Source organism: Rhizobacter sp. P3_C12 (genome assembly GCF_056402735.1).
The window spans coordinates 1-10,265 of record NZ_JBFUGW010000227.1 but is presented as its reverse complement, the minus strand read 5'-3'; the positions used below and the strand labels follow the sequence as shown (position 1 = coordinate 10,265).

Genomic DNA, 10,265 nt, shown 5'->3' with positions numbered 1-10,265 from the left:
GAGGAACCGCTTCTTCTTGATCGTGTTGTCCTTGGACTTGCGATTGAACTTCGGGAACACGCGGCGCATCACCCGCACGTCGCGCAGCATCGGCTCCAGTTCGGTGGTGACGAAGTCGTCGCGGTCCTCATCGGTGGGCTGGTACACCGCCTGGTTGCGGCGCTTGTGCTCGGCGAAGTAGCCGATGGCCGCGAGGAAGATCTTGGTGTATCCGGTGCGCGCCGACTTCCGCCAGGTCACGTGCGTGATCTCGTCGTGGCCTATGCAGTCGGCAATCGCGACCTGGTACGGGTAGGCTTCCCAGCGGCCCTGCTCGTAGCTGCTCTCCTCCGACAGGTAGAAGTGCTCGGCCATCCAATGGGACAGCCGCATCGGCGTTGGGGCTTCGAGCGGGCGCAGGCCACGGCGCAGCGCCGCGTTGATCTCGTCGCGCTGCTCGGTGCCGAGGTCGGCGAGCGACATCGAGCGCTCCAGCTCGATCACGTGGTTCATGTCGTTCAAGCTTCATCCTCCTCATCGGGTTCTTCTTCGGCGTCCGCCAGCGTCATCGCCGCGGCGCGGTTGCGGGCCTTGGTCACCTCCTCGTCAAGGATGCGCAGTGCATCGCCCGGCAGGTCCACGCGGCGCCGCACACGCGGCACCAGCCCCTGCAACAGGCTGCCCACATCGCCGGCCATCTTGGAGAGCACCAGCTCCAGCACCGACACCGGCGCCAGTTCGCGGCGGTTCACGGCGTTGTCCATCGCGACACGGTCGGCCTGTTCGCGCGCCAAGCGTGCACGCTCGCGCGCCAGCTCACCGTCGGCACCACGCCCTGCAGCCTGCTCACGCAGGTGCTTCGTGTAGGCGCGCAGCCAGGTCGCGGCAGGCTGGCCGGCCAGCAAGACGCCGCGCGCGAGCAGGTCGCTGACGACGGGCTGGCTCACGCCGACCATGTCACCGAACTGCTCCTGCGTCACTGGCAAAGACAGCATGTCCTGTTGATCTCCCATGGATATAACCCCCTTAGGAACGCCCGGAAACTAGAGTGCTAACGGGGTTCGAATTACCCTTGACCGACCTCTCCCGGGAGGACCCGATGAGGGGGGTGGGGGGTGGGGTCGAGGCCTTGGCCGACGGAGGTGCGAACGTCATGCGCCCTGCCCTCCCGTCGCGAGCCCGAGCTTCGCGAGCTGCTTCTGCATGCGCTGCTCGTAGTGCGACTTGAAGCGCGCATCGATCACGCGCTGTGCCGTGCCAACGAAGTCGAAGCGCCGGCCGTACCGCGTGCCGTTGACGAACAACAGCACGGGCTTCACTGCGCTGCCCGCGCTGAAGCGGTACCGTGCCCACACGCCGCGCCGCAGGTGCTGCATCTTGTCGCCGTGCTTCCACGAGCCACGCCCTTGCCGTGACTCGCCGCCGTGCGCAACGAAGTACTCGACCTTGCTGCGCTTCGCCTTCGAGCGCTTGCTGTTCGTGTCGTTGGCGTCCGAGCCCGCGAGGTTGAAGGCCTGCAGCTGACTCAGGATCTGCACGATCTGCCCTCGCCCCATGTTGCCGTAGGCATCGAGCTTKGCCGCCGCGCCCGGCACCGCCCGTTCGTTCTTGCGCATCAGCCCGGCCTGCACGAGGATCTCCTCGAAGCGCTTCAGCGGCCGGTTGCCACCCTCGATCTGCGGCAGCAGGTAGTGCGCCCGCGATGTGCCGTCCTTCAGCCACACCATCGCCTGCAGCTCGGTGCGGCTGGCGAAGGTCGTGCGCAGCGCCCGCAGCGTGAAGCCCGTCGGGTTGTCGAAGCTCGCGCGAATCTCCGCCACCTGTGCATCGCGCACCTCGCGCGTGGTGTCGTTGATGGCCTGCGCCATCACGTTCGGGTGCTCCTGCTGCAGCTCGCCGAACGCCTTCGCGATCTGCGCCGCATCGAAGCGGATGTTCATCTTCAGCATCTGGTTCCTCCCTGGGTCTGGTCGCGATTCAGTTCAGCCCGCCGCCGCGCTGCTTGCTCAGCGCCTTCATGGGCGGAGGTCCTTCCCAGTCCGAGAAGCGCTGGAAGGCGCCGTCGAAGGTGAAGTTCAGCGTGTCGGTCGGACCGTTCTTGTGCTTCACGACCAGCAGCTCTGCGTGGAACTTGTTGGCCTCGGTCGGAGCGCGTCGGTGCTCGCGGTGCAGTAGCCCGATCAGATCGGCCGCGCCCTCGATGTCGCCGCTGTCGCGCAGATCACTCATCTGCGGCATGCCGCTGGAGCGCTTCTCGGAGTCGCGGTTCAGCTGCGACAGCAAGATGACCCAGACGCCGAATTCCTTGGCCGCGCGCTTCAGGCCGTTGGCGATCTTCCCCAGCTCCTGGTTCCGGTTGTCACCGTCACCCTCCATCAGCTGCAGGTAGTCGATGATCACGAGGTCGAGCTTCTTGTGCCTGCGCTTGACCTGTTGGATCTTGCGGCGTACGTCCATGATGCTGAGCGCTGCCTGGTCGTCCATCGCGATGTGCAGCTTCCCGAGTGCATCGATGCCCTCGCTGACGCCCTCCCACATGCTCTCGGGAGCCTTGCGCGGGTTGCGCAGGTCCGCGAGGTTCACGCGCCCTGCAGCAGCGACCTGACGCGCCGTCAGTGAGTTCAGGCTGTCTTCCTGCGTCAGCATGAGCACCTGGTGCTTGCGGCCGACGTTGCGGCTGAGCGTCAGGCATATGGCCGTCTTCCCCATGCTCGGCCTGGCGCCGATGACCCACAGCTCGCCCGGCCGGCCGCCGCCCGCGGTGCAGTGGTCCAGGTCCTTCAATCCGGTCTGGATGGTGGTTTCCTTGCCGTCGTAGCGCTGCTGCAGGTCGTCGAGGTAGCTCACGACCAGCTCGCTGATGTCGCGCGGCTCGTTGCGCTCCGCGATGGCGTTGAGCGCCATCAGCTTCGTGATCATCTGGTCGATGACCTGGTCGACCGGTTGCGGCTTGCCGTCGGCACCGTGCGCACCGCGCATGATCTCGTCGGCCACTGCTGACCCGAGGCGCATCACCTCGCGTTCCCGCCACCGCTCGACGATCAGCTCGGCGTGCCTCGCCGCGGCCCGGCTGTTCGTCACCGACTGCAGCAGTTGGTTCAGGTACACCATGCTGTAGCCGCCGCGGTCGTGGACGGTGACCAGGTCAGCGAGCTTGCCTGCGGTGAGGATTTCGCTGATGGTCCCGTAGATCGCGCGGTGCTCGGCCTGGTAGAAGTGCTCGGGCTTCAGGATCGTGGCGACGATCTCGAAGGCCTGGTTGTCGAACAGCAGGGACCCGAGCACGCTGTGCTCGGCCTCCTCGCTGTGCGGRGCGCTGTGGGGCAGGTTGACCGCTTCAGGACGACGGCTCATGCGCCCTCCCCTTGCTGCGCCAGCATCACGGCTTCAGCCTGCCGGCCGTGGGTTGTCAGGTAGGCCTCATCGCCGCCCGGCGGGATCTGCCACAGGCGGAACCAGTTGCCCTGCACGCTCTGGAAGAACGTCTTGCGCCAGTCGCGCTGCCGCTTGTCCTGGTCCATGCGGCGGGCCTTGAACTCGTGCCAGTGCAGCTGCAGGATGTCCTGCCCGATGCGGGCCTGCTCGCAGTAGGTGAAGACCGGGTCGTCCTCAGGGATCACCGGCTCGCCCTTGGCGCGGCAGTCGGCGATGAAGTCCTGAAGGCTCACGAGCGGCCTGCAGTCCTCGGCGTCGTCTTCCGTCAAGACCGCATTGCGTTTGCGGCTGGTGCGATCCGCTGCCGGCCCTTCGCTGGCCCGAACGTCGGCATCGCCATGGGGCTTTGCCTGAACCCTTGAGCGACGCCCTTCAGCCCCAGAAGGGGGTTGGGGGTATCTTGTATTCAAAGGTTCATTGACGGTTAGGGGGCACGTGGTGCCGGTCTGACCGGCATCTGGTGCCGGTATGCGGCACGTGGTGCCGGTCACCGCATGCGGCATCTCGTGCCGCTCACCGGCATCTGGTGCCGCTTGGCGGCACGTCGTGCCGGTCTGGGAACCCAAGTTCGAGTGATGGTGGGCGGCACCTCGTGCCGGGTCGCGCAGGCTCGGTTGAGCAGATCCGTGGACCGCGCCCACGGACCGCAGCAGTGCCTCGAAGGCGCCCGCGGTGGGCGCGAAGGCGTCCTCGGCTGCTGCCGTTGCTGCCGCCTCAGCTCGCTCCTGCGCGCGGACCTGCACCTGCGCCTCGCAGATCGCCTGGATGCGCTGCAGCGCCAGCGTGTAGACGTTGGAGCGCTTGCGGCCGAGCCCGACCGCCAGCAGCCCCTGTTCCTCGAGCCAGCGCACGGCCTTGCGCACCGCGCGCTCGCCGAAGCACGTGCGCACGCAGATCGTGGCAATCGAGGGCCAGCAACTGCCCTGGTCGTTGGCCTGGTCGGCCAAGCTGATCAGCACCGCCTTCTGGGTCGGCGGCATGCGGATGGGCCAGCACAGGGCCATCACTGCGGTACTCATKGGGCAACACCCTTCCCTTGCAGCCGCTCGGGCCGCAATGCGTTTTGTCGGTTCATGTGGAGTTGCGGGCGTCAGGCCCGCAGGTTGGAGGCGTGAGGGAGGCGGCCCACGCGCTGGGCGTGGTCTCTCTGGCAGTCGGGATCGCAGTAGCGGACGGCGGGGTCGCAGCGTGAGTCGCAGTTGGCGCAGGTGCCGAGCGGCGCGCGGGACAAGTTCAGCGCCTGGGCGTCCTGTTCGGCGCGCAGGCGGTGGCGGACCAGGGCCGCCTGCAGGTACGCGGCTTCACTGACGCTGATCAGGTCGTCTTCGCCTACGCGTTCCAACGTGTCGCGGCCGTCGTGGACGGTAATCGGGCCGCCGCGCATCAGCAGACCTCCCGGAAGGTCTTGGGACGGCTGCGTTCGTTGCGCAGCCTCAGGGTGGTCAGCACCGCCTGGATGGCCGCCACCAGTTCGGTGGCCTCGGTATCGACACGGCGCAGCTCGTTGTCGGAGACGGCGCCGTCGGCCGTGACTTCACTGACCTCGCTGATCAGCTCAGCGAACTCGCGGGCCACGCGGGTCACGCTCCGGAACGTGTCGTCGTCATCGTTGTCCGAGCACGCCGGCAACGGCACCACCATGCAGTGGCACGCCATCGCGAAGGCATTGAGGATGCTGTGGTTCTTCGTCAGCAGCGTGAGTTTCAATGCGTCGGCTAGGCCGAGCTTGGCCGTCGGGTAGTTGGGGTCGACCTCGTGGTTCAGCGTCGAGGTGCTCTTGCCGAGCAACGGCGCGAGCGCCGACGTGCCGCCGGGGTGGTCGTGCACGAGGTTGAACGCTGCGGTTTGGACATTCATGGCATGGGCCGTTTGAAGGGGCTATGGATGGACCGCGCACTGGTAGCCATACTGCGCACCAATGAGCGCACGAGGAAGAATCGAATGAGCGAGAAGAAGGCGGAGGGGCTGAGCGTGGAAATGGTGTTCGCGCAGGTGGGCGTCGAGTTCACGGAGATCGCGTCGCCGATGGGGCCGCTGGGGGCGCTGCAAGTGACGCTGACCGCACCAGCAGGCCAACCCCCTGCCACACTGGTACTCGGCGTGCCGGCTGCGCGCCAGCTCGTAGCAGCGCTGCGAGAAGCGCTGTCTCTTCACACTGCCCGGCCGCCCTCGCGGCCAGAAGGACTGCAGTAGCTTGAGAGCGAGTCAGCGCGTGATCCGCTGCATCGCGGCTCATGGGGCGAGCTCGGCCGCCATTGGCGCGCCGACTGACGCATCGGGCAGCTTCCTGAGGTAGTCCAGCAAGGACTGCGTGGTTCGCGTCCGCGGATCCACGATCACTTTCTGATGGATTTTCGTGATCGTCGAGTACGGGACACGGGAGCCTCGGGACACCTCAGGCCATCGCCCTTTGCTGGCAGCAAGGCGGCGGTGAAGCTCCACGAGAAGTGGCTCGTCTTGGATCGGCATGATGGCCCGGCGTTGTGTGGACAGCCATCAGATTATCTGATTTCGGGTAATCATGCAAACAGAGCTACCCTCCAATCGATTGGAAAGCCGTGCACTATCCGGATATGGCTAAGACAAAGGTGGCGCCTGACCCGCGCATCGCTAAGGCACTGCAGGCACTTCTCGACTCCGACACGGGGCCGACCAGCGGCAATGGGCTGGCGGCGGTGTCAGGCGTTGGTCAGTCCACCATCAGCCGAATCTTGAATGGCGAGGGGGGAACGAACGCCGCCACCCTTGCGCGACTCGCAGAGGTGTACGGCAAGACCATCGATATCTTTTTCAGCGAAGAGGCCGCGAGCACGATCGGCAAAGGCGCTCCTGCGCCTGCCGGCTCGGTGCCGCTCAAACAGGCCCGAGATGTCCCGGTTGTGGGGACTACGCAAGGAGGCCCCCCGGACCGCGAGTGGAGCGAACTCGGTCACGCGGTGGGCCATGGAGATCAGTACCTGGAGGTTGCTACGGCAGACCCGAATGCCTACGGGCTACAAGTAGTGGGGGACAGCATGAGCCCTCGGATCATGGCGGGCGAGTGGATCGTTGTGGAGCCCAACACCGAGCCATATCCGGGGGATGAAGTGGTGGTCAAGACGACTGAGGGCGAAGTCATGGTGAAGACCCTGGCCGCGCGGCATGGTGACACCATCATCCTGTCGAGCGTGAACGAGGCTTTCAAGCGGATCACCAAGCATGTGTCAGAGATTGAGTTCATCCACTATGTCGGCCCGCGCCTGCCTGCGCGCGCGGTGAGACAGCGGATTGACGTGGTTGGCTACGGAGGGCCGGACCGCAGGATGCATCACCAGACGGTGAGCATCGACAGGAGGAAGTCGGACGGCTGACAGTCAAAAGATCCCGCGCAGACCCGCCCCTCGCAAGAGTTGGCGGGTTTTTTCTTCCCTCCATTACCCACAAATGGATTGACAGTGTTCCGCAATTGGATAACACTGATTATTCGTTTTTGGGTAATCAGGAGATCGCCGATGCCTCACACCGCTAGACCAACGCACGGTCGCGTCAATCAAGACAGTCCGCGCAGTTACCGCTGCCACTACCACCCCAAGGACTGCAACGGCTTCCCGGCCGCTTGYGACACGGGCGTCCTGCCCTTCGTGCAAATCAAGGCTCGCGATGCTGAACACGCGCAGCGCGTTGCCCACGACCTGACCGGCTGCTCGATCAGCAACGTCGAGCGCCTCGACGAGGTGCCCGCATGAACGCGAACCACGCGCACTTCCCCCTCGAAGCCTGGGCCGACCGCAATCCGCGCGTCCGCTGGCCCCTCGTCTACCTGCTGCTGCTCCTGCTCTGGGGCTTCGGCGGCTGGCTCGCGCCCACCGACTTCTGAACCCGCCCCCGCACGAACTCCATTCAACAGAACCAGCATGAACACCAMCGCAGACACGAATTCAGCCGCTGCCGATTCGGCAGCCTTGCGCAGCGAACGGGCCACCTCCCCCGATGACTGGCTGAAGTTCCCGGTCCATCCTTCGAGGCTTCGCACTCTGCGGGAGACCTTCGAGGCCGGGGCCGCCCTTCCGGATGAAGAACTCAAGGTCTTTCTGGAAGCGTTCAGGGAGAAGCTCCTTTACGAAAACATGCCGTGGATGACGGCAGTCGTGGCTGGAGATCTCCGCGAGATCGGCCAAGAAAAGTATCGGATCGGCTGGCGACATGGCCTCGTCTGGGGCGCTGCCGTCGGCTGCCTGGTTGCCCTTCTCTCCGTGGCAACGGGCATGTACTGGGCAGGCGCATGACCAGCCTCGCGACCTGCATTCAGGTGGCACCCGAGCGCGGCTGCGTGCTGTGCCGCCACGGCGCCTGCAACGCTGCTGGCCAGCGCGTCTGTACCTGCCCCGACGCCAGGCTTCCTTGCCCAACGCCCGTCGCGCTTGTCCGCGACATCCGCGGCGCCTGCGGCCCAGAGGCCCGGTTCCTCGATTTCGCCGGCCTGCATCACTGACGTCCCGCGCCGCCCTTCCACATTCCAACGCTACCCACGCCATGATCATCATCACGACAGCCACCGGCGCCGAGGTGTCGCTCAAGCACCCTCTTCCCGGCAACATCGATCTGCGAACGATCGCTCATCACCTCAGCCTCCTCAATCGCTTCACCGGCGCCACCTGCAGGCCCTACAGCCTGGCCGAGCACTCGCTGCTCATCTGCAGGATCGCCGAACGCGAACTCGACCTCGATGTGCACGGCCAGTTCGCGGCACTCATGCTGGCCGCACACAAGGCCTATGTCGGCGAGTTGTCCGCCGCGGCTGAAGACGAGATCGGCGCCCCTTGGATAACCCTGGAGAACCGCTTCGTCCGATTGATCCGCAACGGCTTCGCTCTGAACGTTGCGCACGTCGCGCACGCCCAGGGGCTGCTCAAGGCGGCACTGATCGCGGAGGCCACCGCACGTGCACAGCTCCTGCCGAACCCCGGCACAACGCCTCCTCTTCTTCCCGGCGTGAAGCCGGTGACCTGGGTCAACCTGATGTCGCCCGCTTGCCGAGACACCACGTGGTCCGGCTGGCGCAACGCGTTCATCGAGCGCGCTGACTCTCTCGATTTCCAACGCCAGCAGTTCGCAAGCCGCCTGGTCCACTGAACTCAACCTCGGACGAACCATGGAAACCATCCGCGAGATCGCTCTCGACCAGTTGCACGAGAGCCCCTTCAATCCCCGGCGCACCTTCACCGGCATCGATGAGCTGGCGACGAATATCGTCGCTGAGGGCCGCATCCACCAGCCGATCCTGGTTCGCCCTCGATCCGGCGGCGCCGGCTTCGAGATCGTCTTCGGGCACAGACGCGTCCGGGCCGCTCGCTTCGTCAACCTCCCCAGTGCGCCGTGCATGGTGCGAGACATGACCGACGCCCAGTCCCGCAGCGCCCAGGTCGCAGAGAACCTGCAGCGCACCGACGTGCACCCGCTCGAAGAGGCCGAAGGGTTCATGTCGATGATGCAGGACGATGGCTTGTCCATCGAAGATCTTGTCTCAAGGTTCGGCAAGAGCCGCACCTACTTCTACAACCGGTTCAAGCTGCTCGACGCATGCCCGGCGCTGCGTGAGGCGTACCTCGCCAACGAACTCGGCACGGAGGCGACGCAGCGCATCGCGCGCCTGCCGTCGGCCGCACTTCAGGAGAAGGCGCTGGAGTGCATCAGGCAAGACGCCCAGGCGCGGCTCGCGGCGGGCGGCAATGCAAGCTACCGCAGCATCCAGGCCCTGCTCGCCGCGAAGTTCTCGCTGGAGCTGCGCGCGGCCATCTTCGATATTGCCGATGCGGACCTGCTGCCGGACGTGGGCAGCTGCACCGACTGCTGGAAACGCTCGGGCAACGCGCCCGACTTCGCGGACATGACCGAAGCCGACAGCACGGGCGACAGCCGCAAATCGGGTTCGGCGCGAGTCAGTGCAGACGTCTGCACTGACCCGGACTGCTTCGCGGAGAAGAAGAAAGTCCACCTGCTGCGCGTCGCGCCGCGTGCGGCCGAACGCGCTACTGCGGCCACGAAGCACCCCATCGAACTCGAACCGGCCGCTCAGCATGCCGAGTCAGCCGCCCCAACTGACGATGCATCAGACAGCGATGCGCACGAGGCGGCGGGACCGAATGTGGCTTCGGCGCCAAGCAACATGGACGCAGATCGGACGGAACCGGCTGGGGCGCGACCGGCAAAGCCCGTCCGTGTGCAAAGGCGAAAGGCGATCGACGAAGACGCCACTCCGTCCACCCTCGCCTGCCGCAGCCGACTCGACCTGCTCAAGCGCGTTCGCGAGCGTGCCCTTGCCACCGAGCGCAGCGCATTCGACCTACGACTGGTCGCCAAGTTCGTCTGCGAATCCATCGCATGGCGCCACCGCGCGACCCTCGAAGGTCTGTACGAATGCGGCATCGGAAATCTGGCGGCGCGCATCGACGCGCTGCATCCCTCCGAGGTTGCGCTCTTCCTTCTTGACTGTGCGCTCGCAGCGAACGTGATGGTCGGGGAGACCGAGGTCGAGGAACAGCCCGCCTACCTCATCGCCGCTGCCGAGCACTACCTCTCCACTCCTACGCTGCCGACGCAACCCGCAACGTGACCCGATATCAACAACCCGACAAAGAGCAAATGAGCAAACTCGAACCCATCTACCTCGACCTTCCTGACGTTGCCGCCTTCACCTCGCTGTCTGAGTCGACGGTGGAAAAGCTCGTCCGCGAGGAGGCTTTTCCGAAACCTCGGCTTCTCTCCGGCAGGCGTGTCGCGTGGCTGGTACGCGAGGTGACGGCTTGGTGTGAAGAGCGCCCGGTGTCCAACCTCCTGCCGCCGCCGTTCACGGGCCGTCGCAAGACCAAGAC

At 65.6% G+C, this 10,265-nt stretch carries 15 protein-coding genes; 8 read left to right on the top strand and 7 right to left on the bottom strand.

Features of this window, described 5'->3' with window-relative positions; all coding sequences use genetic code 11:
- From AC1DXV_RS25980 to AC1DXV_RS25950, 7 genes are all read right to left on the bottom strand, one after another.
- The coding region (locus tag AC1DXV_RS25980; RefSeq protein WP_477936265.1) for a phage terminase large subunit family protein at positions 1 to 492 on the bottom strand (492 nt) is incomplete at its 3' end.
- 5 nt (positions 493 to 497) lie between these two features.
- Entirely contained in the window at positions 498 to 974 is a 477-nt protein-coding gene (locus AC1DXV_RS25975) for a terminase small subunit (RefSeq protein ID WP_477875075.1), read from the bottom strand.
- Positions 975 to 1,130: 156 nt separating this feature from the next.
- A complete protein-coding gene (locus AC1DXV_RS25970; protein ID WP_477936263.1) occupies positions 1,131 to 1,928 on the bottom strand; it encodes a hypothetical protein in 798 nt (265 codons plus the stop codon).
- Between the two features lie 28 nt (positions 1,929 to 1,956).
- A complete protein-coding gene (locus AC1DXV_RS25965; RefSeq protein ID WP_477936261.1) occupies positions 1,957 to 3,333 on the bottom strand; it encodes a replicative DNA helicase in 1,377 nt (458 codons plus the stop codon).
- The gene (locus AC1DXV_RS25960) at positions 3,330 to 4,433 is read right to left on the bottom strand and encodes a helix-turn-helix domain-containing protein (RefSeq protein WP_477936259.1); all 1,104 of its coding nucleotides are present in this window, start codon (positions 4,431 to 4,433) and stop codon (positions 3,330 to 3,332) included. Before AC1DXV_RS25960 ends, AC1DXV_RS25965 begins: the two co-directional genes overlap by 4 nt.
- A gap of 71 nt (positions 4,434 to 4,504) precedes the next feature.
- Positions 4,505 to 4,798 carry a hypothetical protein gene (locus tag AC1DXV_RS25955; protein ID WP_477870688.1) on the bottom strand — a complete coding sequence of 98 codons (294 nt, stop codon included), beginning with the start codon at positions 4,796 to 4,798 and terminating at the stop codon, positions 4,505 to 4,507.
- Entirely contained in the window at positions 4,798 to 5,271 is a 474-nt protein-coding gene (locus tag AC1DXV_RS25950) for a phage regulatory CII family protein (protein ID WP_477936257.1), read from the bottom strand. Before AC1DXV_RS25950 ends, AC1DXV_RS25955 begins: the two co-directional genes overlap by 1 nt.
- A gap of 84 nt (positions 5,272 to 5,355) precedes the next feature.
- On the opposite strand from AC1DXV_RS25950, the gene AC1DXV_RS25945 reads away from it, so the two are divergent.
- The 8 genes from AC1DXV_RS25945 to AC1DXV_RS25910 all read left to right on the top strand — a co-directional run.
- Complete coding sequence (locus AC1DXV_RS25945; RefSeq protein WP_169675557.1) at positions 5,356 to 5,607, top strand: hypothetical protein; 252 nt, start codon at positions 5,356 to 5,358, stop codon at positions 5,605 to 5,607.
- A gap of 365 nt (positions 5,608 to 5,972) precedes the next feature.
- Positions 5,973 to 6,764, top strand: coding sequence for a LexA family transcriptional regulator (locus AC1DXV_RS25940; protein WP_477873494.1), 792 nt, complete (start codon positions 5,973 to 5,975; stop codon positions 6,762 to 6,764).
- 141 nt (positions 6,765 to 6,905) lie between these two features.
- Complete coding sequence (locus AC1DXV_RS25935) at positions 6,906 to 7,139, top strand: hypothetical protein (protein ID WP_477873493.1); 234 nt, start codon at positions 6,906 to 6,908, stop codon at positions 7,137 to 7,139.
- Positions 7,136 to 7,270: a hypothetical protein gene (locus AC1DXV_RS25930; protein WP_477936255.1), complete on the top strand. Its 135-nt coding sequence runs from the start codon at positions 7,136 to 7,138 to the stop codon at positions 7,268 to 7,270. Before AC1DXV_RS25935 ends, AC1DXV_RS25930 begins: the two co-directional genes overlap by 4 nt.
- 37 nt (positions 7,271 to 7,307) lie before the next feature.
- The gene (locus AC1DXV_RS25925) at positions 7,308 to 7,679 is read left to right on the top strand and encodes a hypothetical protein (RefSeq protein WP_477936253.1); all 372 of its coding nucleotides are present in this window, start codon (positions 7,308 to 7,310) and stop codon (positions 7,677 to 7,679) included.
- A gap of 247 nt (positions 7,680 to 7,926) precedes the next feature.
- Complete coding sequence (locus tag AC1DXV_RS25920) at positions 7,927 to 8,526, top strand: hypothetical protein (protein ID WP_477830853.1); 600 nt, start codon at positions 7,927 to 7,929, stop codon at positions 8,524 to 8,526.
- Positions 8,527 to 8,545: 19 nt separating this feature from the next.
- Positions 8,546 to 10,006 (top strand): ParB/RepB/Spo0J family partition protein, encoded by a 1,461-nt coding sequence (locus AC1DXV_RS25915; RefSeq protein WP_477870278.1) that lies wholly within the window; start codon positions 8,546 to 8,548, stop codon positions 10,004 to 10,006.
- Between the two features lie 29 nt (positions 10,007 to 10,035).
- On the top strand, positions 10,036 to 10,265 hold a 230-nt coding region (locus AC1DXV_RS25910; RefSeq protein WP_477936251.1), incomplete at its 3' end, for a helix-turn-helix transcriptional regulator.

Excerpts from the sequence above, each read along its gene's own strand:
- AC1DXV_RS25930 (WP_477936255.1), top strand. The coding sequence starts at position 7,136 with ATGAACGCGAACCACGCGCACTTCCCCCTCGAAGCCTGGGCCGACCGC.
- AC1DXV_RS25955 (WP_477870688.1), bottom strand. The coding sequence starts at position 4,798 with ATGCGCGGCGGCCCGATTACCGTCCACGACGGCCGCGACACGTTGGAA.
- AC1DXV_RS25915 (WP_477870278.1), top strand. The coding sequence starts at position 8,546 with ATGGAAACCATCCGCGAGATCGCTCTCGACCAGTTGCACGAGAGCCCC.
- AC1DXV_RS25945 (WP_169675557.1), top strand. The coding sequence starts at position 5,356 with ATGAGCGAGAAGAAGGCGGAGGGGCTGAGCGTGGAAATGGTGTTCGCG.
- AC1DXV_RS25960 (WP_477936259.1), bottom strand. The coding sequence starts at position 4,433 with ATGAGTACCGCAGTGATGGCCCTGTGCTGGCCCATCCGCATGCCGCCG.
- AC1DXV_RS25975 (WP_477875075.1), bottom strand. The coding sequence starts at position 974 with ATGCTGTCTTTGCCAGTGACGCAGGAGCAGTTCGGTGACATGGTCGGC.
- AC1DXV_RS25950 (WP_477936257.1), bottom strand. The coding sequence starts at position 5,271 with ATGAATGTCCAAACCGCAGCGTTCAACCTCGTGCACGACCACCCCGGC.
- AC1DXV_RS25920 (WP_477830853.1), top strand. The coding sequence starts at position 7,927 with ATGATCATCATCACGACAGCCACCGGCGCCGAGGTGTCGCTCAAGCAC.